The 20,844-nt window shown below is 63.5% G+C and carries 19 protein-coding genes and 1 pseudogene; 11 read left to right on the top strand and 9 right to left on the bottom strand.

Annotated features, from left to right (window positions below; translation table 11 throughout):
* Positions 1-108 precede the first annotated feature (108 nt).
* From BC1002_RS18505 to garD, 4 genes are all read right to left on the bottom strand, one after another.
* Positions 109-1,101, bottom strand: coding sequence for a TRAP transporter substrate-binding protein (locus BC1002_RS18505; protein ID WP_013091519.1), 993 nt, complete (start codon positions 1,099-1,101; stop codon positions 109-111).
* Positions 1,102-1,710: 609 nt separating this feature from the next.
* On the bottom strand, positions 1,711-2,640 hold the full coding sequence (locus tag BC1002_RS18500; protein WP_013091518.1) for an SMP-30/gluconolactonase/LRE family protein: 930 nt from the start codon (positions 2,638-2,640) through the stop codon (positions 1,711-1,713).
* The gene (locus BC1002_RS18495) at positions 2,640-3,491 is read right to left on the bottom strand and encodes an NAD-dependent epimerase/dehydratase family protein (protein ID WP_013091517.1); all 852 of its coding nucleotides are present in this window, start codon (positions 3,489-3,491) and stop codon (positions 2,640-2,642) included. Before BC1002_RS18495 ends, BC1002_RS18500 begins: the two co-directional genes overlap by 1 nt.
* Positions 3,492-3,591: 100 nt before the next feature.
* Complete coding sequence (gene garD, locus BC1002_RS18490; RefSeq protein WP_013091516.1) at positions 3,592-5,181, bottom strand: galactarate dehydratase; 1,590 nt, start codon at positions 5,179-5,181, stop codon at positions 3,592-3,594.
* 254 nt (positions 5,182-5,435) lie between these two features.
* On the opposite strand from garD, the gene kdgD reads away from it, so the two are divergent.
* The 3 genes from kdgD to BC1002_RS18475 all read left to right on the top strand — a co-directional run bounded on the left by kdgD (position 5,436) and on the right by BC1002_RS18475 (position 8,871).
* Positions 5,436-6,353 carry a 5-dehydro-4-deoxyglucarate dehydratase gene (gene kdgD / locus BC1002_RS18485; RefSeq protein WP_013091515.1) on the top strand — a complete coding sequence of 306 codons (918 nt, stop codon included), beginning with the start codon at positions 5,436-5,438 and terminating at the stop codon, positions 6,351-6,353.
* A gap of 190 nt (positions 6,354-6,543) precedes the next feature.
* Positions 6,544-7,902, top strand: coding sequence for an MFS transporter (locus BC1002_RS18480; protein WP_013091514.1), 1,359 nt, complete (start codon positions 6,544-6,546; stop codon positions 7,900-7,902).
* Between the two features lie 225 nt (positions 7,903-8,127).
* Complete coding sequence (locus BC1002_RS18475) at positions 8,128-8,871, top strand: FadR/GntR family transcriptional regulator (RefSeq protein ID WP_013091513.1); 744 nt, start codon at positions 8,128-8,130, stop codon at positions 8,869-8,871.
* 149 nt (positions 8,872-9,020) lie between these two features.
* Here BC1002_RS18475 and BC1002_RS18470 read toward each other — a convergent pair whose 3' ends face one another.
* A complete protein-coding gene (locus BC1002_RS18470; protein WP_013091512.1) occupies positions 9,021-10,604 on the bottom strand; it encodes an aldehyde dehydrogenase (NADP(+)) in 1,584 nt (527 codons plus the stop codon).
* A gap of 239 nt (positions 10,605-10,843) precedes the next feature.
* Between BC1002_RS18470 and garL the strand changes: the two genes are divergently transcribed.
* From garL to BC1002_RS18450, 4 genes are all read left to right on the top strand, one after another.
* Positions 10,844-11,644 (top strand): 2-dehydro-3-deoxyglucarate aldolase, encoded by an 801-nt coding sequence (garL, locus tag BC1002_RS18465; protein WP_013091511.1) that lies wholly within the window; start codon positions 10,844-10,846, stop codon positions 11,642-11,644.
* A complete protein-coding gene (locus BC1002_RS18460; RefSeq protein ID WP_083788705.1) occupies positions 11,641-12,570 on the top strand; it encodes a 2-hydroxy-3-oxopropionate reductase in 930 nt (309 codons plus the stop codon). Before garL ends, BC1002_RS18460 begins: the two co-directional genes overlap by 4 nt.
* 384 nt (positions 12,571-12,954) lie before the next feature.
* Complete coding sequence (locus BC1002_RS18455) at positions 12,955-13,680, top strand: hypothetical protein (protein WP_013091509.1); 726 nt, start codon at positions 12,955-12,957, stop codon at positions 13,678-13,680.
* A 61-nt stretch (positions 13,681-13,741) separates the two neighbouring features.
* Positions 13,742-14,128, top strand: a complete 387-nt coding sequence (locus tag BC1002_RS18450; RefSeq protein ID WP_013091508.1) for a DUF7079 family protein — start codon at positions 13,742-13,744, stop codon at positions 14,126-14,128.
* 198 nt (positions 14,129-14,326) lie between these two features.
* Here BC1002_RS18450 and BC1002_RS37775 read toward each other — a convergent pair.
* The 3 genes and pseudogenes from BC1002_RS37775 to BC1002_RS18440 all read right to left on the bottom strand — a co-directional run.
* Positions 14,327-14,473 (bottom strand): annotated as a pseudogene (locus BC1002_RS37775) (MFS transporter); the annotation flags it as partial.
* A 29-nt stretch (positions 14,474-14,502) separates the two neighbouring features.
* A complete protein-coding gene (locus BC1002_RS18445) occupies positions 14,503-15,300 on the bottom strand; it encodes an NAD-dependent epimerase/dehydratase family protein (protein ID WP_013091507.1) in 798 nt (265 codons plus the stop codon).
* Between the two features lie 346 nt (positions 15,301-15,646).
* The gene (locus BC1002_RS18440) at positions 15,647-16,468 is read right to left on the bottom strand and encodes an alpha/beta fold hydrolase (RefSeq protein WP_013091506.1); all 822 of its coding nucleotides are present in this window, start codon (positions 16,466-16,468) and stop codon (positions 15,647-15,649) included.
* 532 nt (positions 16,469-17,000) lie between these two features.
* Here BC1002_RS18440 and BC1002_RS18435 point away from each other — a divergent pair.
* From BC1002_RS18435 to BC1002_RS18425, 3 genes are read left to right on the top strand one after another with little or no spacing between them, the layout of a single operon-like run.
* The gene (locus BC1002_RS18435; RefSeq protein ID WP_013091505.1) at positions 17,001-18,437 is read left to right on the top strand and encodes a cytochrome ubiquinol oxidase subunit I; all 1,437 of its coding nucleotides are present in this window, start codon (positions 17,001-17,003) and stop codon (positions 18,435-18,437) included.
* Between the two features lie 22 nt (positions 18,438-18,459).
* A complete protein-coding gene (cydB, locus tag BC1002_RS18430; protein WP_013091504.1) occupies positions 18,460-19,464 on the top strand; it encodes a cytochrome d ubiquinol oxidase subunit II in 1,005 nt (334 codons plus the stop codon).
* Complete coding sequence (locus tag BC1002_RS18425) at positions 19,439-19,636, top strand: hypothetical protein (RefSeq protein WP_013091503.1); 198 nt, start codon at positions 19,439-19,441, stop codon at positions 19,634-19,636. The genes cydB and BC1002_RS18425 overlap by 26 nt, the downstream gene beginning before the upstream one ends.
* Here BC1002_RS18425 and BC1002_RS37770 read toward each other — a convergent pair.
* Complete coding sequence (locus tag BC1002_RS37770) at positions 19,629-20,099, bottom strand: hypothetical protein (protein ID WP_157874709.1); 471 nt, start codon at positions 20,097-20,099, stop codon at positions 19,629-19,631. The two genes, BC1002_RS18425 and BC1002_RS37770, sit on opposite strands and share 8 nt — an antisense overlap.
* Here BC1002_RS37770 and BC1002_RS18420 point away from each other — a divergent pair.
* Positions 20,073-20,816 carry a response regulator transcription factor gene (locus tag BC1002_RS18420; protein WP_013091502.1) on the top strand — a complete coding sequence of 248 codons (744 nt, stop codon included), beginning with the start codon at positions 20,073-20,075 and terminating at the stop codon, positions 20,814-20,816. The genes BC1002_RS37770 and BC1002_RS18420 overlap by 27 nt on opposite strands.
* Positions 20,817-20,844: the final 28 nt, after the last annotated feature.

The raw sequence follows: 20,844 nt of genomic DNA, 5'->3' as shown, positions 1-20,844 counted from the left end.
CGCGCGCGAAATCGCGCGGCGGAAGGTCTCGCGAGTTTCCTCGCGGGACCATTCACGCCGCTGCTGCGACAAACGTTGCGATTGCTGATTGCGTCCGGGACGCGGGACTTACTTGATTGCCTGGATCTCGTCGACGATCTGCTTCATCTGCGGGGTTTTTTCGTACTTCGTCCACACAGGCTGCATCACCTTCACGAAAGCCGCACGGTCGATCTGCGAAGCCGCGACCACCGTTGCGCCGCCCTTCGTGACGGTCTTCTGCGCGTCGGCTTCACGCGCGGTCCACAGCTTCTGGTAGTACGGCACCGAGTCAGCCGCGGCCTTCTTGATGATCTGCTGCTCCTGCGGCGTCAGCGTGTCCCACACCTTCTTCGAGAACACCAGCACTTCCGGTGTCATCGAATGCTGGGTTTCCGAGTAGACCTGAGCGACCTCGAAGTGCTTGGTTTCTTCGTACGACGGAATGTTGTTTTCGGCGCCGTCGACGAGGCCGGTCTTCAGGCCCGTATAGACTTCCGAGAACGGCATCGGGGTCGGCGTGCCGCCCATTGCCTTGATTTCGTCGACCATCAGATCGGACGGCTGCACGCGAACCTTCAGGCCCTTCATGTCAGCCGGCGACTTGATCGCCTTCTTCGCGTACATCGAGCGTGCGCCGCTCTCGTAGAACGTCAGCGCGATCATGCCCTTCGCGGTGAACGCGTCGAGGATTTTCTGGCCTTCCGGACCGTACATGACCTTGCGGAAATGTTCGACGTCGCGGAACAGGAACGGCAGCGACGGGATCATCGATTCCGGCACGATTTCGTTGAACGCAGCACCGTTGGCGCGCGTCATGTCGAGCGCACCGATACGAACCTGGTCGATCGTGTCGTTTTCCGAGCCGAGCGCGCTGTTGCCGAAGACCTTCACGGTGTCCTTGCCGTCGGTCGCCTTGCTGATCTGCTCGCCCATGTACTTCACGGCCATGTTGGTCGGGAAGGTGTCGCCGTGCACATCGGCAACGCGGAACACGCGTGCTTCAGCCGACATCGTGCTGAACGCCAACGCCGCGGCTGCAACGATCATCGAAACACGGGAAGAGGCAAACTTCTTGTTCATCGTGACATTCCTTGAAAAATGGACCATCCCATCAACAGCGGATGTGACATGGTTTTGACGCGTCTCCGGCTTCGCGCTCGCTGCCTTCGCAGGTGCGGGCGCTGGCCGTACTGGCTGTGCAACGTCCCCGGCACAGTTGACCCAGCACTCCAGTCGACAACTCGACTACTTACTTCAATCACGCCGGCCGGCTTCGGACATGCATGCGGCATCGACCACCGCCGCATTACTGGCCTGAAACCTACCGAATTGCACTGTCACACAAACACAGAAAGCCGATTGTTTGGACTTATATGTTGTACGACGACATACGAAGTCTATAAAAGGGGTTTTAACTTGTACAGACGGTATTTACCCGCATCAAGAAAAGCGCAGGGACGTATGACCCGCATCGCACGCCGCCCTGCCCCGCGCCGTCTGCCGCTGAATGGGACGGAATCCCGCATGGTCTTCCTAGCTGTTGTATTTTTGCCGAAGAAAGAGGTGGCAACGTCGCCTTAACACCGAATGTTGTATGACGAGTGACAATAAAGGGCCACACGAATGGCCCTGAAAAAGAAAACGCCGGGAGAAAAACTTCGTCCCGGCGCATGTCTCACGTAAGCAATATTACAGTTGCCCAACGAATTCGGGCTCGGGCAGCCCGCTCACGCCTGGCCGGAGCGCGAACACGTGGCCGTCGTGCTCGCTCGCGCCGGTGGCCGGGCGAATCGACGTGACGAACAGCGTATCGAGATCGCGGCCGCCGAACGCGCACATCGCAGGCTTGATGGCCGGCACCGGAATCTGCCGGTCGAGCTTGCCCTGCGGCGTAAAACGCAGCAGCAAACCGGCGTCGTTCGCGCAGATCCAGTAGCAGCCGTCGGCATCGACCGCCGCGCCGTCCGGACGGCCCGAATAGTGATGCAGATCGGCGAATACGCGGCGATTGCGCGGCTCGCCGGTTTCGACGTCGTAGTCGAACGCCCAGATCAGCCGGCGCAGCGGATGCGAGTCCGACAGATACATCGTCGTGCCGTCCGGCGACCAGCCGAGGCCGTTCTGCGTGATCAGCGAATCGACGACCGGCGCCGACAGCACGCCCTTCTCGTCGAAGCGGAACAGCGCGCCGCCCGGGATCGCCGCCGCCATGTCCATCACCATCGTGCCGGCCCAGAAGCGCCCTTGCCTATCGCAACGACCGTCGTTGAAACGCATGCCGACATGCGGATATTCAGGCGCCGCGAGCTTGCGCAGCGATGCTGTCAGCGGCTCGCCGCCCGACGCAGTCGACGCGTGCGCGAGCGTGACCGCGAACAAGCCGGTCTCGCAGCCGGCGAGCACCGTGCCGGCGTGATCGAACGCGATACAGGCGACTTGCTCCGGCAGAAGCCATTCGGTGCGCCTGCCGGTTTCGAGCGAACCGCGCACTATCTTCCTCGCCGGAATGTCGACCCAGTACAGCGCCTGCTCGGCCGCGCGCCAGACCGGGCTTTCACCGGTCGCAGCGGGCAACGGACCGGCCGCTTCGAAGCGTTCCACTTGCGGATTCGCACTCATTATTTCGGTTCCCGCTTCGGCTCCATCGGACCGGCGAGCACGAACGGGCCGCCCTGGTACAGCTGGGTCGGGTCGTCGAAGCGCGTGTCGGGGGCGCTCGGCGGGAACAGGTGTTCGAACTGCGCCGAGCTGTCTTGCGGACGGTAGCCGAGGAACGCCGCGTTCGTGTTGTCGACCCACGAGGTGCGGTTGTTCGATACGCCGTAGACGATCGCGTGGCCGACGCGGTTGGTGAACAGCGAGCAGCGCACGAGCTCGATGAAGTCGCGGTAGCTCAGATACGTAACGAGCATGCGCGCGGTCTTCGGCTGCTCGAACGACGAGCCGATCCGCAGACACACGGTTTCGAGGCCGAAGCGGTCGAAGTAGTAGCGCGACAGCGATTCGCCGAAGCACTTCGACACGCCGTACATGCCGTCAGGACGCAGCGGCGCGTCGGTGCCGAGAACCGACGTCACCGGATGGAAACCCACCGCGTGATTCGAGCTCGCGTAGACGATGCGCTTCACGCCGTGCTTCTGCGCCGACGAGTACACGTTGTACAGGCCGCGGATATTCGCTTCGAGGATGTCTTCGAACGGCGCTTCGACAGAAATGCCGCCGAGATGCACCACCGCGTCCACGCCCTCGAGCAGCGCGTGCACGGCCGCTGCATCGGCGAGATCGACGACAGCTGCTTCCTCGTGCGCGGCGACTTCGCCGAGCGGCGCGATATCGGACACGCGCACGATGTCGGCCCATTGCGCGAGCGCGGGACGCAGTTGCTTGCCGAGATTGCCGGCGGCGCCGGTGAGCAGCAGACGGCGGAAGGGTTTTTTTGCCGCTGAGCGGTCAACGTTCAAATCGGTCATGTCTCTTTGCTGTTGTGATTGCGATTGGGTCTTCTGAACGGAAAAGCGAGCGCCGGTTGGACCGGCGCTCGCCTGAGATTGGATGGTGCGGGTTGCCTGATCAGGTCACCGGCGCCGGGTTGAACAGCGTCAACGCATTGTGCAGGCCGAGCTTCTCCGCGCAGGTTTCCTTGCGGCCGCTCGCGACATCGAGCATCAGGCGGAACAGTTCCCAGCCCACCTCCTCGATGCTGGAGTCGCCGGTCGCGATCGTGCCGGCGTTGATGTCCATCAGATCATGCCAGCGACGCGCGAGGTCCGAACGCGTCGCCACCTTGATGACCGGCACTTCGGCGAGGCTGTACGGCGTGCCGCGGCCGGTCGTGAACACGTGCAGCGTGATGCCCGAAGCGACCTGCAGCGTGCCGCAAATGAAGTCGCTCGCCGGCGTCGCCGCGTAGATCAGGCCCTTCTGATTGACCTTCTCACCCGGCGACAGCACGCCGGAGATCGCCGAGTTGCCCGACTTGATGATCGAGCCCATCGCCTTTTCGACGATGTTCGACAGGCCGCCCTTCTTGTTGCCGGGCGTCGTGTTCGCGCTGCGGTCCGCACCGCCGCGCTTCAGGTAATCGTCGTACCACTGCATCTCGCGGATGATCGCCGCCGCGACGTCCGCGTTGGCCGCGCGCGCGGTCAGTTGATCGACGCCGTCGCGCACTTCGGTGACTTCCGAGAACATCACGGTCGCACCGGCGCGCACCAGCAGGTCGGTCGCGAAACCGACGGCTGGGTTCGCGGTCAGGCCCGAGAACGCGTCGCTGCCGCCGCACTGCACGCCGATCACCAGATCCGACGCCGGACAGGTTTCGCGACGGCGGTTGTTCAGCCGCTTCAGATGCCCTTCGGCCATTCTCATGATCGACGTGATCATCGACTGGAAGCCGACGTGCGATTCGTCCTGCAGCACCACGACGTCGCCGTTCTGGTCCAGCGCGACATCGCCGATGTCGGCGACGTCGTCGACCACCGCTGCCGCAGCGATCGGAATCGTGCCGGGCGGCATCAAACGTTCGGGCTGCAGCTTCTCGCAGCCGAGGCTCACCATCATCACTTCGCCGCCGAAGTTCGGGTTCAGCGCGATGTTGCGCACGGTGCGGATCGGCACCATCGCGTCGGGGGCGTCGATCGCGACGCCGCAGCCGTAGGTATGGCCGAGGCTGACGACATCGTCGACATTCGGATATTTCGGCAGCAGCTCGGCCTTGATGCGCGTCACGGCGTGTTGCACGACGTCGGCAACGCACTGCACGGTGGTCGTGATCGCGAGGATGTTGCGCGTGCCCACCGAGCCGTCCGAGTTACGGTAGCCCTCGAACGTGTAGCCTTCGAGCGGCGGCATGTCCGGCGCCCTGGTCGTGGCGATCGGCAGGTCTTCGAGTCCCGGCGGGCTCGGCATGCGGATCACGTGCTCGTTGATCCAGCTGCCCTTCGGCAGCGGCTTCAGCGCGTAACCGATCACGACGTTATAGCGGATGACCTCGTCGCCCTCGGCGAGATCGGCCAGTGCGACCTTGTGGCCCTGCGGCACGCGCTCGCGCAGCCTGAGCCCATCGGCGAATACCGCGCCCTCGCCCAAGCCGCCGTCGTTGACGACGATCGCGACGTTGTCATTGGGATGAACGCGGATGTAGAGCGGAGTTTGTTCCATTGATCGATCCTTGAGCCTGATGGGCCTGCTTCGCCAGCAATCATACGTCATCCTACAACGCTAAAGTTTGCCCGGCCGTTCCGTATTTACCCTATAGGCAGCATTATGCCGCGAAAACCCCGTTGAGTTACCGGATTCGTTGTTGTACGATGACGTATAAGAAATCTGATTTCAAAGATTTTCTACTAGTACGACGTCCGTTGTACTAGTTGGATCCTACTAACGACCCCATCCGACGCCTGGATATTTAGATCATGACGACACCGCAGGAACTCAAGCAGATCGTTTCGGAAGGCCTCCTGTCCTTCCCCGTCACCGACTTCGACGCGAAAGGCGATTTCCGCGCCAACACTTACGCAGAACGCCTCGAATGGCTCGCTCCGTACGGCGCTTCGGCGCTGTTCGTCGCCGGCGGCACGGGCGAATTCTTCTCGCTGACGCAAGACGACTACACGCAAGTCGTTAAGACCGCCGTCGAAGTCTGCAAGGGCAAGGTACCGATCCTCGCCGGCGCAGGCGGCCCGACCCGCGTCGCGATCGCCTACGCGAAGGAAGCGCAGCGCCTCGGCGCGCACGGCATCCTGCTGATGCCGCACTACCTGACCGAAGCGAGCCAGGACGGTATCGCCGCGCACGCCGAAGAGGTCTGCAAGGCTGTTCCGGGCATGGGCGTGATCATTTACAACCGCGCGAACTCGAAGCTCAACGCCGACATGCTCGAGCGTCTGGCCGACCGTTGCCCGAACCTGATCGGCTTCAAGGACGGCGTGGGCGAGATCGAAAACATGGTGACGATCCGCCGCCGCCTCGGCGACCGCTTCTCGTACCTCGGCGGCCTGCCGACCGCGGAAGTCTACGCTGCAGCGTACAAGGCGCTGGGCGTGCCGGTGTACTCCTCGGCGGTGTTCAACTTCATTCCGAAGACCGCGATGGACTTCTACCGCGCGATCGCCGCTGACGACCACGCAACGACCGGCAAGCTGATCGACGAATTCTTCCTGCCGTACCTGAAGATCCGCAACCGCCGCGCAGGCTATGCGGTCAGCATCGTCAAGGCGGGCGCGAAGCTGGTCGGCCACGACGCGGGTCCGGTGCGCGCACCGTTGACGGACCTGACTCCGGAAGAACTGGAACAGCTCGACGCGCTGATCAAGAAGCTCGGACCGCAATAAGGAACCGGCGTCGGGGCTTCGAGCGAAGAAGCTCGCGAGCCTCATCGACGAGGGCCGCATAGACGGCCCCGTTGCGAACGCCCGGCACGGCAACGTCGCCGGGCGTTCGTGCATTTGCACGACACGCAGGTGGTCTGCGCGCCGCCCGGCGTAGAGACCACACCTCGCCCGACCATACAGGAGATGACCCATGGATATGAGCCGCACGGCCAGTTCCACCGAAGCCGCCTCTAGCGCGGCACGCACCAAGGTCCGCTACGGGATTCTGGCGCTGATCTTCGTGATCACCACCCTCAACTATGCCGACCGCGCGACCCTGTCCGTCACCGGTTCCGCGATGCGCACGGCATTCAGCCTCGACGCGATCCGCATGGGCTATATCTTTTCCGCATTCAGCTGGGCCTACGTGCTGTCGCAACTGCCGGCCGGCTGGCTGCTCGACCGCTTCGGCGCGCGCCGCGTGTACGCGGCGAGCATCTTCCTGTGGTCGCTGTTCACGCTGCTGCAAAGCTCGGTCGGCCTGCTCGGCAGCGCCGGGGCGGCGATCACCGCGCTGTTCGTGCTGCGCTTCGTGATGGGCGCGGCCGAGTCGCCGGCGTTTCCGGCGAACGCGAAGGTGGTCGCGAGCTGGTTCCCGACCAACGAGCGCGGCACCGCATCGGCGATCTTCAACGCCGCGCAATACTTCGCCGCGGTCGTGTTCACGCCGCTGATGGCGTGGCTCACGCATGCGTTCGGCTGGGAGACGGTCTACGTCGTGATGGGCGCGGTCGGGCTGCTGCTCGCGCTGACGTGGCTGAAGGTCATGAAAAATCCCGCCGACCACCCGGGCGTGTCGCGCGCCGAACTCGAGTACATCGAGCAAGGCGGCGGCCTCGTCGGCGGTGCGCGCAAGGCGCGTCCGGACGACGTGTCGAAGAGCGGCGGCTGGACGCTCGTGCGTCAGTTGCTCGGCAACCGCATGCTGCTCGGCGTCTATCTCGCGCAGTACTGCATCAACGTGCTGACCTACTTCTTCCTGACGTGGTTTCCGATCTACCTCGTGCAGGCGCGTGGGATGACGATCCTGAAGGCGGGCCTCGTGGCCTCGCTGCCGGCGATCTGCGGTTTTCTCGGCGGAGTGCTCGGCGGCGTGCTGTCGGACGGGTTGAGCCGCCGCGGCTGGTCGCTGACCGTGGCGCGCAAGGTGCCGATCGTCGGCGGCATGCTGCTGTCGACCTGCATCATCGGCTGCAACTACGTGTCGACCGACTGGATCGTCGTCGCGTTGATGTCGCTCGCGTTCTTCGGCAAGGGCATCGGCGCGCTCGGCTGGGCGGTCGTCGCCGATACGGCGCCGAAGGAAGCGCTCGGTCTGTCCGGCGCGATCTTCAATATGTTCGGCAACATCGCCGGCATCGTGACGCCGATCGTGATCGGTTATCTGGTCGCGCGTTCGGGCTCGTTCAATGGCGCGCTGGTGTTCGTCGGCGCGAACGCTCTGATGACGGTGATCAGCTATCTGGTGATCGTCAAGGACATCCGGCGGGTCGAGTTGCGCTCGGCGTGAGCCCGTTATAGGCTCAGTTATCGTTCCGGTTATCGTACTTCCGGCCGGCGGACGCCCGGCGCCTCGCGCGATCCCGTGCGCGTCGGGGCGCCGAACTTCAGGCGTCCTCCGATATATGTGACATTCGCGCCGAAATCGAATCGGCGCTTATATAATCAGTCGTCAGACGACGATATAATAAAAATGCAGGATTCCCAGCGATTTTTCAGACCAGGAGCGTTTTCGATGGCTACACCACTAGCATCCGCGGCACCGCCACGACGCGCTCGCAATCTTGCCGAGTTCGTCGTCAATTACGTCACCGAGCAGATCGCGGCCAACGTGCTGAAGCCGGGCGACAAACTCCCGACCGAATCGCAGCTGATGAACACGCTCAGCGTGAGCCGTACGGTGATCCGCGAAGCAATCTCGCGCCTGCAGGCAGGCAAAATCATCGAGACGCGGCACGGTATCGGCAGCTTCGTGCTCGAGCCGCAGCGCGAAAAGCTCGGTATCGACATGGTGCCCGCCACCACGCTGCGCGACGTGCTGTCCATTCTGGAGCTGCGCATCAGCCTAGAAACCGAATGTGCCGGTCTTGCCGCGCAACGCGCGAAACCGGACGACCTCGCGCACATGCGTACCGCACTCGACGCGATCGAAGCCACGCGTCACAACGGGCTCGATAGCGTGGAGGCCGATCTGCAGTTCCACATCTCGGTCGCGCGTGCAACCGGCAACCGCTATTTCGTCGACATCCTGTCGCAGATGGGCAGCGCACTGATTCCGCGCAACCGGCTCGACTCGGCCGGCATCGCGCGCGCCGATCCTGATGCGTATCTGTCGCTCGTGAACCTCGAGCACGAAAGCATCCTCGAGGCGATCAGCCGGCACGACGCCGAAGGCGCGCGCGCGGCGATGCGCATGCATCTGTCCAATAGCCGCGAGCGGCTGCGTCGCGCGAATGAAGCGAGCGACGCGAACAGCTGATTTTCACGAAGCACGCGGGCGAAAAAAATGGCCGGGAAATTCCCGGCCATTTTTTATCCTGCGATTGCCTGCTCGCGCCCTTCCCTTCGATGCGCGCCCGCGCCGATATCGGCACCAGGCGCGCATCCGTTCAGGACGGCGTCACGCGATCAAGCGCGCGTAAGTTCGCCATCGCGACGACGCCACAGTTCCAGCGGGTTGCCGTCGGCCAGCGCTTGCGGCAGCAGCTCGGCCGGGAAGTCCTGGTAGCAGACCGGGCGCAGGAAGCGGTCGATCGACGTGGTGCCGACCGAGGTCGCGCGGCTGTCCGACGTTGCCGGGAACGGGCCGCCGTGGACCATCGCGTGACACACTTCGACGCCGGTCGGGAAGCCGTTGACCAGAATGCGGCCGGCCTTGCGCTCGAGAATCGGCACCAGCTTCTTCGCTGCCGCCACGTCGGCGCTGTCCATTTGCAGCGTCGCGGTCAGTTGGCCGGCGAAGTGCTCGGCGACTTTCAGCATTTCCTGCTCGTCCTTGCAGCGGATGATCGTCGACACCGGGCCGAACACTTCGTCTTCGAGCGCCGCGTTCGCGAGGAACGTCTGCGCGTCGGTCACGAACAGCGCCGCGCAAGCCTGGGTCGGGCCGGTAGCGGCGACGCCGCGTGCCACGACTTCGACACCCTTGGTTGCGGCCAGCTTGCCTTCGCCGTCTTCATACGCGGCGTGGATGCCCGAGGTCAGCATGGTCTGCGCCGGTTTGGCAGCGAGCGCTTCCGATGCGGTCGCGACGAAGCCCTTCAGCGCGTCGCTGTCGATCGCGATGGCGAGGCCCGGGTTCGTGCAGAACTGGCCCGCGCCGAGCACGAGCGAGTCGACGAAACCGCGCGCGATGCTATCGCCGCGTGCCGTCAGAGCGTTCGGCAGCAGGAACACCGGGTTGATGCTGCTCATTTCTGCGTAGACGGGGATCGGCTCCGGACGTGCCGCCGCGACGCGCATCAGCGACGTGCCGCCCGCGCGCGAACCGGTGAAGCCGACCGCCTTGATGGCCGGGTGCGCCACCAGCGCCTCGCCGACCGAGTTGCCCGCGCCGACGATCATCGAAAACACGCCTTCGGGCAGATCCATTTCCTGCGCGACGCGCTGGATCACGCGACCGACCAGTTCCGAGGTGCCGAGGTGCGCGCGGTGCGCCTTCACGACGACCGGGCAGCCCGCGGCCAGCGCCGCGGCGGTGTCGCCACCCGCCACCGAGAACGCGAGCGGGAAGTTGCTCGCGCCGAACACGGCGACCGGACCGAGCGCGATCTTTTGCATGCGCAGATCCGAACGCGGCAGCGGCTTGCGATCCGGCAGCGGCGAATCGAGCGTCGCGTTGAGCCACTGGCCCGCGCGCACGGTTTGCGCGAACAGTTTCAGCTGGCCGGTGGTACGGCCGCGCTCGCCTTCCAGACGCGCCTTCGGCAGGCCCGATTCAGCCATCGCGCGTTCGATCAGCTCGTCGCCGAGCGCGGTGATGCCGTCCGCGATACGATCCAGAAACTCGGCGCGCACTGCGAGCGGCAGTTGACGGTAGGCGTCGAACGCCTGCTGCGCGAGCGCGCAGGCCTGCTCGACGTTCTCGACGGTGCCGCTGCCGAACACCGGCTCGGCAATCTCGGAACCCGTGGCAGGATTGAACGCGCGCAGCGGTTTTTCTTCGCCGCGCACGGCTTTGCGACCGATCAGCATGTCACCGGTAATGGGCATTTTGGCTTTCCTTGAATGGAGGCTTCAGATATAGGTCATCCTACAACATTGCGCGGGTTCGATGCAACCCGAAACGCTTGTCGGACAGGGTCATTCGGGTTTACACGACGGTTACAACGGAGGGGCGCAATGCTAACCTGCCGTTGGTCATACGACGACTTATAACCTCGCGTTCTGCGTGGTTTATTGCGGTCGTCAGAGCTTTTTTCCCGATCCATCGTCGTTCGAGGAGACACCGCATGCCCGCCGTCACGCCTTACGAGTCCTTGCCCAACCGCTTCCGGCGCGCGGTGCGCGAGGGAAAAACCCAGATCGGCTGCTGGGCATCACTTGCCAGCCCGATCGCCACCGAGCTGCTGGGCACGGTCGGCTTCGACTGGATGCTGCTGGACGCCGAACACGCGCCCAACGACGTGCTCACGCTGATCCCCCAACTGATGGCGCTCAAGGACAGCGGCAGCGCGCCGGTCGTCCGACCACCGGCTAACGACAGCGTCGCGATCAAACGATTCCTCGACAGCGGCTTCTCGAATTTCCTGGTGCCGTTCGTCGACAGCGCCGACGACGCCACCCGCGCGGTCGCGGCAACGCGCTATCCGCCGCACGGCATCCGCGGCGTGTCGGTCGGCCATCGCGGCAACCGCTATGGCACAGTGCCCGACTACTTCGCGATCGCCAACGACAACATCTGCGTGATCCCGCAGATCGAAAGCCGCAAGGCGGTCGAGACGATCGACAGCATCCTCGCGGTGGACGGCATCGACGCAGTGTTCATCGGTCCGTCCGACCTCGCGGCATCGTATGGCCACCTCGGCAATGCGAGCCATCCGGACGTGCAGCAGGCGATCGCGCATGTGTTCGAGCGCGCGCAGGCGGCCGGCAAGTCGAGCGGCATTCTCGCGCCGGTGCAGGCCGACGCGGAACGTTATCTGTCGATGGGCGCGCGCGTCGTCGCCGTCTGCGCGGATCTCGGGCTGCTCAAGGGCGCCGCGCAGGCGGCGCAGAAACACTTCATGCAGAAACCGGCGGGCGAAGCTTGAGCGCGGCCGCCACGACATCTTCGGAGCATTCCATGAAAAAAGCAGGCTTTATCGGACTCGGCATCATGGGCAAGCCCATGGCCGCCAATCTTCTGAAAAACGGCGTGTCGCTCGCAGCGTTCACGCGTAGCGGCGTGCCCGCCGAACTGACGCAAGCCGGCGCCGTCGCATGCGACAGCCCCGCCGCGGTCGCCGCCAACGCGGACGTAATCTTCATCATGGTGCCGGACACGCCGGACGTCGAGCGCGTGCTGTTCGGCGAGAACGGCCTCGCGAGCGCGCTGCGCGCCGGCCAGACCGTCGTCGACATGAGCTCGATCTCGCCGATGGCGACCCGCGACTTCGCGGCGCGCGTGCGCGAAATCGGCGCCGACTACCTCGACGCGCCGGTGTCGGGCGGCGAAGTCGGTGCGAAGGCCGGCTCGCTGACCATCATGGTCGGCGGCGAACAGGCCACGTTCGACAGCGTGAAGCCCATGTTCGACATGATGGGCAAGAACGTCACGCTGATCGGCGCGGTCGGCGCGGGTCAGGTGTGCAAGGTCGCCAACCAGGTGATCGTCGCAGCTACCATCGAGGCGGTCGGCGAAGCGCTGTTGCTCGCGTCGAAGGCGGGTGTCGATCCGGCGCGCGTGCGTGAGGCGCTGATGGGCGGCTTCGCGTCGTCGCGTATTCTCGAAGTGCACGGCGAGCGCATGACCAAGCGCACGTTCGATCCCGGCTTCCGCATCGAGCTGCACCAGAAGGATTTGAACCTCGCGCTGTCGACTGCGCAGGCGCTCGGCGTGTCGCTGCCGAACACTGCCACTTGCCAGGCGCTGTTCAACGCGTGTGTCGCGCACGGCGGCAAGGCGTGGGACCACTCGGCGATGGTGCGCGCACTCGAAGTGCTCGCGAATCACGAGATTGGGCAGAAGACTGCTTGATTTGATGCAGGTTCGAAATAGTTGCGATCGGGTTGTGCGTCGGTGTTCATTTGACCGATGGCCGGCTCGATTGCACTCTGCATTTCTGGGCGTCGTGCGTAGTTCGCGCGTGATGTCCTTTCCCTCTTCCGGGCCGTAGAGCTCTTTTGCCGGCTAACGCGACACGTTCGTATCGTGTTTAGCGATGGCGACTCCCCGCCCCGCGTCTCCTCGGATTGCCGTCTGCTCCTTCGTGTTAGCCCGCCTGGCTAGTGCATGACCGGGATCGATATGCAGTCGAAAACTTCCCCCTCCTCGGACTAAGTAGACACGAGAATCATCCATCGCCCATTCCCTGGCCCTGTGGTCGACAGCTATCTTGGCGGGGTTCTTGTGGGAGCAACGATGATTTCAACACAACCACAGCCCCTTGATGAAGCCCTAGCGGCGCTACAGGGAACTGCCAGCCAATTTGCCGCCGCATGCATCAGAGATGAACGTGTTCGCGCGCAATACCTGCGTGATATTCAAGCCATGAGTGGCGATTTCCAGCGACGGGTCAGAAGCGGGAAGCTCAGTGTTGCCGAAGCGGCAGAACAAGCTCACGCCATGCGTCAGCAAATTCTCGAATTGACTCGTATGCGTACGAGTCCGACTGTCAGGGCGTATGTGATGAACCTCAAGAGGGCCAGCCCATCTCTGGCCAGTTTGGCCGAAAAGAATGCGCAGGCACTCTTCAAACGTTCCGTTTCAGCCTTGTCCGAGACCGAACAATCTGCTGTTTGGCTGCGCATCGTCCAAAGTGCCGGCACCGACCGGACGTCGGCCAGTACGCTCGCCCGAAAGCTTGGCACGGTCGGTCGTCGCCTCCTTCTGGTCTCGATCGCCGTCGGGGTCTATGAAGTCTATAAGGCAGAGAATAAGCCGCGGGAGATCGCCCGCCAAGGCACAATAGGAGTTGCAGGTGCATGGAGTGGATGGGCCGTCGGTACCGGCACGGTTGCCTCCGGCATGTGTGCAGCAACGGCGCCTGTCTGCGTGGGCGCGGTGGCGTTGATCGGGGGCATACTTTTCGCCTTCGGCAGTGACATCGTATTCGGTACGGTCTATCAGACGACTGTGCGCCGATAAGGTGGCAGTCACTCAAGCATAATCACAATGCGATGCTCAACAACGTTCGCTACAGTCGCCCATGTTGAAGCCTGATGAAGTCGAACGCCGCCTTCCGGTGTGGGTGGCGCTCTCTGAACTTTTTCTTGACACGGAATTCGACGAGATTGCCTGCCGGTACGTCGCGGAAAGACTGAGATGTTCAGGTTTTGGGCTGCAGGAGCTGGAAGACATCCTGCGCGACGAGGTGGCTCCAGCGTTTTTGCCAAATCTCCTCGTGGCCGGCGAATGGAGCGGGTGGAGCCCTGAGGCGGTGCGGGACATCGTCCTAGGCCACCTTGACAAGCAATCCGCCCGCGCACGCCTGCCCGTCATCTTGCGACGCGAGTGGCGGCAACGGACGATGGAGCCCGTCGCCAGGGATTGGGAAAAGGTCAAAGCAACGCTAATCTCGAGCGCCTCGAGCTAACCCGAAATTTTGGAGCTACACGACCGCCTCATTCCTTGACGAATTGAAGCGGCTCCTCAGCGAATAGGTTTGTCGCGATGCTCGCGCCACGACGCCTGCATCCGGCCAACCGCCCCAAAACCCACAAATAAAAAAAACGGCGCCCACTCATGGCTGCCGTTTCTTTCGCCGGATCGGCCCGCACGAGCCGACCGCACTAGCCGCGAGGAACGGCATCCACGCGAACATCGCGACTTCCGTCAGGTTCATGTGACGCTCGGTCATCAAGTACAGCGGAATCCACGCCTTGAACGTTTGCCATGCCGGCCCGGACAGAATCCGCGGAACACCGGTCGCCCAGAAATTGATGAATTGCCCGTCGAACTGCCCGGGACTTAATCCTTGCGCGAGTAGTCGATGCCGACGAAGCTGCCGCCCTGGAAGCGCTGGCCCAGTTCATCAAGCGGATTCGGGCGCGACAGGATGTCTTGCGCGTACTCTTCGGCGTTCTGCTTGGGCTGGTAGCCGAGACGCGCGGCGCCGACGCTGTTGTCCCACCAGCTGCGCGTATTGGCCGACACGCCCCAGATGGTCAGGAAGCCGACGTCTTCCGCTTCGATGCAACGATCGAGGAAATGCATCAGATCCTTGTGGCCGAACCAGGTGCTCAGGTGGCGCTGCTCGGTCGGTTTGTCGAGGCAGCTGCCGATGCGCACGCACACGCTTTCGATGCCGTGCTTGTCCCAGTACATGCGCGCGAGCGCTTCGCCCCACACCTTCGACAGACCATAGAAGCCGTCCGGGCGCAGTTCGCAATCGAGGCTCAGACGCTCGGTGACCGGATACATGCCGATCGCGTGGTTCGAGCTCGCGAACACGATGCGCTTCACGCCGTTGCGGCGCGCGCCTTCGTAAACTTCGACGAGGCCGCGCAGGTTGTTCTCGATGATCTCGGGCAGCGGACGCTCGACGCTCGTGCCGGCGAAATGGATCAGCACGTCCACGCCGTTCAGCAGACGGTCGACGACCGCCGGATCGCGCAGGTCTCCGTTCATCACGTCTTCGCCGTCGACGAGCGGCGTCAGCACTTTGGAGCCAGCGGCCGAGCGCACCGGCACGCCGCGCGCGACGAATTCAGCACGTACCACGGAGCCGAGCTGGCCGCCGGCGCCACTCAGGGCAATCTTCTTCATAGGGGGTTCCTTTAACTGCGCCGCGCGCGAGGTCTGCAGAGAACAGACAGAGGGTTTGAGCGGCCGGCGGATCGCGCTGAGCGCGTCGCATAACCGACCGAGTTGTACGATAACGTACTATCGGCGATGGACAAGCGGATTTCAACTCCGCATTTACCCTTAAAATGCACAGAGCAGGTCTCGCACTCCCTTAAGAAACAAGAACATACGCAGATCATATTAATATGACATCGTATAACTTTGTTCGGGTCTCCGTTCCAGGGAGTGGATTTGCCCGACGCCCGCGGTCGCATGGCATCCGGCGCGAGCGGCGTCTGTACGCCGCCCGCGCAGTCACCGAATTACCTCAAGCGCCAATGAATTCGAGCAGGTCGGCATTGACCTTGTCGGCCTCCACTGTGCACATGCCGTGCTGGCCGCCCGCATAGACCTTTAGCGTCGCGTTCTTGACGATCTCCGCGGTGCGTCGGCCGGCTGCGTCGATCGGCACGATCTGGTCGTCGTCGCCGTGCAGCACCAGGGTCGGCACGTCGATCTTCTTCAGATCCTCGGTGTAGTCGACTTCGGAGAACTGCTTGATGCAGTCGTATAGCCCCTTGATCGAGCCGGCCATGCCCTGGCGCCAGAACGAATCGATCACGCCCTGTGACACCTTCGCGCCCTCGCGGTTATAGCCATAGAACGGTACGGCCAGATCCTTGAAGAACTGCGAACGATCGTCGAGGACGCCCTTGCGAATGCCGTCGAATACATCGATCGGCAGGCCGAGCGGATTATTGGCGGTCTTCAGCATCAGCGGCGGCACCGCGCCGATCAGCACGGCCTTCGCGACACGCCCCGTGCCGTGCCGGCCGATGTAATGCGCGACTTCGCCGCCGCCCGTCGAGTGGCCGACCAGCGTCGCGTCCTGCAAGTCGAGATGTTCGATCAGTGCGGCGAGGTCGTCGGCGTAGGTGTCCATCTCGTTGCCGTCCCACGGCTGCTCCGACCGTCCGTGACCCCGCCGGTCGTGCGCGATCACGCGAAAGCCCTTGTTGCCCAGAAACAGCATCTGCGCATCCCACGCATCGGCGGTCAGCGGCCAGCCGTGCGAAAACACGACCGGGCGACCCTTGCCCCAGTCCTTGTAGAAAATCGAGGTACCGTCTTTCGTCCTGATCGTGCTCATCTGCTGACTCCTTGTCGTTGAAGTCTGCCGTCGCCGGCAGGTGGATGAAGCGGAAGCTGCTCATGAAGCATGCGCACGACGCATGACAGAACGCCGTGCGAATCGGGCAATGAATAACGGCAACTACGGAAACGGCCGCATCGTAGAGATAAAAAAACCGCCTGACTAGCAACCGGACCGACGAAGTCGGTTTGGATGGATCGATTGTCGGTTGACGACGGGGCACCGCTCGCGACCTTGCCGCGCAAGGCTGCGCGGCAAGCGTTGCTGCGGCGCGGTCGATTGACGCAGCACATACAACCACGCACACACGGCCACGCATCGGCCGCTTAAAGAAACTTGAGACCCATCAACGGCTTGCCCGATCAATAAGCGCATTTCGCATAAAACAAGGCGGTTTTTTGACGCACATCGCATTGCAACACATTTTGTTTCGATCCCCTACTCTTGCGCCATCTGCCCCGCGCAGTGCGCACCGACATCGGTCGACGCGCGTAATTCCGCTCACGCGGCCATCACGCACAACAGGATCATGAACTCGGCACTATCGGCATTCGATCTCGCGCGCATTCAATTCGCGTTCACGGTTTCTTTTCACATCGTTTTCCCCGCGCTGAGCATCGGTCTCGCCAGTTTCATCGCCGTTCTCGAGTGGCGTTGGCTGAAAACCGGCAAGGCCTACTACAAAGATCTTTGTCTGTTCTGGTCGAAGATCTTCGCAGTGGCCTTCGGCATGGGCGTCGTCTCCGGTGTCGTGATGGCCTATCAGTTCGGCACCAACTGGTCCGGATTCTCGAGTTTCGCCGGGCCCATCACCGGTCCGCTGCTGATGTACGAGGTGATGACCGCATTCTTTCTCGAAGCGGGCTTCCTCGGCATCATGCTGTTCGGCTGGCAGCGCGTGAGTCCGCGCGCGCACTTCGGCGCGACGCTGATGGTCGCGATCGGCACGCTGATCTCGACCTTCTGGATTCTCGCGTCCAATAGCTGGATGCAGACGCCGCAGGGCTTCGAGGTCGTCGACGGCCATGTCGTGCCGCTCGACTGGTTCAAGATCATCTTCAATCCGTCGTTCCCGTACCGGCTCGCCCATATGGCGCTGGCGGCGTTCATCGTCGCGGGGCTGGTGGTCGCGGCGGTCGGCGCGTGGCATCTGCTGCGCGGCCGACGCGATCCCGCCGTCAAGAAGATGTTCTCGATGGCGCTGTGGCTGCTGCTGATTCTGACGCCGATCCAGGCATTCGTCGGCGATCAGCATGGCCTGAACACACGCGAATATCAGCCGGCGAAGATCGCGGCGATCGAAGGCATCTGGGACACCGAAAAAGGCGGCACCGCGCTGAACCTGTTCGGCATCCCCGACATGAAGGCCGAAACCACTCACTACGCGGTGTCGATCCCGCACCTGGGCAGCCTGATTCTCACGCATAGCTGGGACGGCGAAATCCGCGGGTTGAAGGAATTCCCGCCGCAAGACCGGCCGGATTCGGCCGTGGTGTTCTGGAGCTTCCGCATCATGGCCGGGCTCGGCGTGCTGATGATCGCGATGTCGATCGCGGCCTGGGTGCTGCATCGCCGGGGACGCCTGTTCGAAGCGAAGTGGTTCCAGCGGTTGTGCGTCGCGATGGGGCCGAGCGGCTTCATCACGCTGCTGGCCGGCTGGGTCACCACCGAAGCGGGCCGTCAGCCGTGGGTCGTGTACGGCGTGATGCGCACGTCGCAGGCGGTGTCGCCGCTGACCACGCAGCAGGTAGGTCTGTCGCTGATGACGTTCGTGGCCGTCTACTTCCTCGTGTTCGGCACCGGCATCTACTACATGCTGAAACTGATGCGCTCGGGTCCCGCGCTGCCAGGCGGCAAGCCGCATGACACGCCGCACGACGCGCCCCATGACCTGCCGCGGCCGACGCCCTCGCAGACCGCGCGCCGTCCGCTATCCGCCGCCGATCAGATGATCGACGCCGTCTAACCCACGCTTCAAGAGAAAGAATATGGACGTAACCGTCGTATGGGCCGCGATCATCGCGCTGGGCCTTTTCATGTACGTCGTGCTGGACGGCTTCGACCTCGGCATCGGCATCGTCTTTCCGTTCTTCCCCGATGACAAGGAACGCGACCTGATGATGAACACGGTCGCGCCAGTGTGGGACGGCAACGAAACCTGGCTCGTGCTCGGCGGCGCGGCGCTGTTCGCGGTGTTTCCGGTCGTCTACTCGACCGTGCTGTCGGCGCTCTATCTGCCGCTCGTGTTCATGCTGGTGTGCCTGATCTTTCGCGGCGTGTCGTTCGAGATTCGCGCGAAGTCGCGTCGCACCAGGCATCTGTGGGACCTCGCGTTCATCGGCGGCTCGGCGGGCGCGACGTTCTTCCAAGGCATCGTGCTCGGCGCTTTCCTGCAAGGCATTCCGATTGTCGATGGTGCCTATGCCGGCGACGCGTTCGGCTGGCTCACCCCGTTCAGCCTGCTGACGGGCCTCGGCCTCGTCGCGACCTACGCGCTGCTCGGCTGCTGCTGGCTCGTCGCGAAGACCGAAGGCGACCTGCAGCGCCGGCTGCATCGCGTGGTATGGCCGCTGACGCTGGTGCTGCTCGGCTTCATCGCGCTCGTGAGCCTGTGGACGCCGCTGATGGATGCGGGCATCGCGCAACGCTGGTTCCATGACGGGATTTTCTATCGTCTGCTGCCGGTGCCATTCCTCGTCGCGATCTGCGCGTTCTTCATGCATCGCGCAGTGCGAGCGCGCCACCACAACACGCCGTTCGTGCTCGCGCTGGCGCTCGTGCTGCTCGGCTATCTCGGGCTGCTCGTGAGCCTGTGGCCGTACGCGATTCCGTCGAGCATAACGCTATGGGAAGCCGCCGCGCCACGCACGAGCCAGACGTTCACGCTGGCCGGCGCGGCGGTGATCCTGCCGATCATCATCGCTTATACGACGATGGGTTACTGGGTCTTTCGAGGCAAGGTGCGTCATGGCGACCAACATCACTATCACTGAAAAGCGGCGTGTCCGCGCATCGGCTCCCGCTGCCGCTGCGGCAACGCCCGGCCGCAAACTGCCCAGCTGGCTCTGGTTCATCGCGCTCTGGTGCTTCGGCGTGGCCGCGGCGATGTCGCTCGGTTTCGCCTTCAAGCTTCTGATGAAAGCGACGCTGTTCGCGGTCAGATAACGGCGCGCGAACCCGTGCCGATGCGGTGGGCATAACCTGCCGGATCGCGCGCCAGCGCTTCAAAAAAGCTGCGCACGGCTCGTCTACGTAGCAAGCCGGAACCTATGCGCGGGAGACCTGCCTTAACATCACGAAGCGCATCGAAAGAGGCCGGCAGCCGGCCACGCGCGTCGCAGTCCAGCCATGCCGCGCGCGGCACGGCAAGGGAGCGGGACCCTGGCGAGTTGAAACGATGCCGGATGCGAATCGCAGCACGAGAGAACGGCAATCGGATCGGCTCGTCCGGGTTCCTGGGATCGACCAGGAAGCGCGGAAGACCGGCCATGATGCGTGTCATGAGTACCGCAGTTATTTGCGCTGCAAGTGCGCAGTCCGCAACGGCGGAATGTGCATCGGCGGCAGCCCTCAACGGACAGGCTCGACTCGCGGAGACATCATGAAGTTTCTTGTAGCCGACGACCATGAACTGATCCGGCAAGGCGTCAAAGGCATGCTGCGCGGCTTCGATCCCGACGCCCAGTTCGACGAAGCCGACAGCTGGGAAACCCTTGCGACCGCCGCGCGCCCCGACGCCAATCACGATCTGGCGATCGTCGATCTGCATATGCCGGGCATGAGCGGCGCGACGTCGCTCGAATCGCTGCTGAAGGCGAATCCGGCGCTGCCGGTCGTGGTGCTGTCCGCGGAGGAATCGCCCGACGAGATGCGCGCGGTGCTCGCGGCCGGCGCGCTCGGCTTCGTGCCGAAGCGCCAGCCCGCCAGCGTGATGCTGAAGGCAATCGAACTGGTGCTGTCCGGCGGCGCTTATGTGCCGATGGAAGCGCTGAGTCTGCTCGGCACGCGCGAGACCCAGGGTGCCGGCTGCGCGGGCGCTGAAGCGGATGCATCGGCAGCAGTGCCGCCCCCGAGCGCCGCCGCGCAGACCGAACCTCTCAGGCAGATGCCGTCGCTGCAGCCGCATCAGCAGCATTTGCTGGAAAATCTGTCACCACGTCAGCAGGACATCATGCGGCTCGTGCATCGCGGCTGGACCAACAAGATGATCGCGCGCGATCTCGGCGTCGCGGAGGGTACGGTGAAGGTGCATCTGTCGGTGATCTTCCGCGCGCTCGGTGTGCATAACCGCTCGACGGCGATCGCGGTAATCAATGGATGGCTGGAGGCGGGGAAGACGCTGTAGCGCTGCGCCGCAGCGCTAACCGTCTCCG

This window comes from Paraburkholderia atlantica (assembly GCF_000092885.1).
In the GTDB taxonomy this organism is placed as follows: Bacteria; Pseudomonadota; Gammaproteobacteria; order Burkholderiales; family Burkholderiaceae; genus Paraburkholderia; species Paraburkholderia atlantica.
This window is presented reverse-complemented; position numbering and strand designations above follow the sequence as displayed.

Bases quoted from the DNA above. Each gene is read 5' to 3' on its own strand.
- BC1002_RS18505 (WP_013091519.1), bottom strand. From the start codon at position 1,101: ATGAACAAGAAGTTTGCCTCTTCCCGTGTTTCGATGATCGTTGCAGCC.
- BC1002_RS18500 (WP_013091518.1), bottom strand. From the start codon at position 2,640: ATGAGTGCGAATCCGCAAGTGGAACGCTTCGAAGCGGCCGGTCCGTTG.
- BC1002_RS18495 (WP_013091517.1), bottom strand. From the start codon at position 3,491: ATGACCGATTTGAACGTTGACCGCTCAGCGGCAAAAAAACCCTTCCGC.
- garD (WP_013091516.1), bottom strand. From the start codon at position 5,181: ATGGAACAAACTCCGCTCTACATCCGCGTTCATCCCAATGACAACGTC.
- kdgD (WP_013091515.1), top strand. From the start codon at position 5,436: ATGACGACACCGCAGGAACTCAAGCAGATCGTTTCGGAAGGCCTCCTG.
- BC1002_RS18480 (WP_013091514.1), top strand. From the start codon at position 6,544: ATGGATATGAGCCGCACGGCCAGTTCCACCGAAGCCGCCTCTAGCGCG.
- BC1002_RS18475 (WP_013091513.1), top strand. From the start codon at position 8,128: ATGGCTACACCACTAGCATCCGCGGCACCGCCACGACGCGCTCGCAAT.
- BC1002_RS18470 (WP_013091512.1), bottom strand. From the start codon at position 10,604: ATGCCCATTACCGGTGACATGCTGATCGGTCGCAAAGCCGTGCGCGGC.
- garL (WP_013091511.1), top strand. From the start codon at position 10,844: ATGCCCGCCGTCACGCCTTACGAGTCCTTGCCCAACCGCTTCCGGCGC.
- BC1002_RS18455 (WP_013091509.1), top strand. From the start codon at position 12,955: ATGATTTCAACACAACCACAGCCCCTTGATGAAGCCCTAGCGGCGCTA.
- BC1002_RS18450 (WP_013091508.1), top strand. From the start codon at position 13,742: ATGTTGAAGCCTGATGAAGTCGAACGCCGCCTTCCGGTGTGGGTGGCG.
- BC1002_RS18445 (WP_013091507.1), bottom strand. From the start codon at position 15,300: ATGAAGAAGATTGCCCTGAGTGGCGCCGGCGGCCAGCTCGGCTCCGTG.
- BC1002_RS18440 (WP_013091506.1), bottom strand. From the start codon at position 16,468: ATGAGCACGATCAGGACGAAAGACGGTACCTCGATTTTCTACAAGGAC.
- BC1002_RS18435 (WP_013091505.1), top strand. From the start codon at position 17,001: ATGAACTCGGCACTATCGGCATTCGATCTCGCGCGCATTCAATTCGCG.
- cydB (WP_013091504.1), top strand. From the start codon at position 18,460: ATGGACGTAACCGTCGTATGGGCCGCGATCATCGCGCTGGGCCTTTTC.
- BC1002_RS18425 (WP_013091503.1), top strand. From the start codon at position 19,439: ATGGCGACCAACATCACTATCACTGAAAAGCGGCGTGTCCGCGCATCG.
- BC1002_RS18420 (WP_013091502.1), top strand. From the start codon at position 20,073: ATGAAGTTTCTTGTAGCCGACGACCATGAACTGATCCGGCAAGGCGTC.
- BC1002_RS37770 (WP_157874709.1), bottom strand. From the start codon at position 20,099: ATGGTCGTCGGCTACAAGAAACTTCATGATGTCTCCGCGAGTCGAGCC.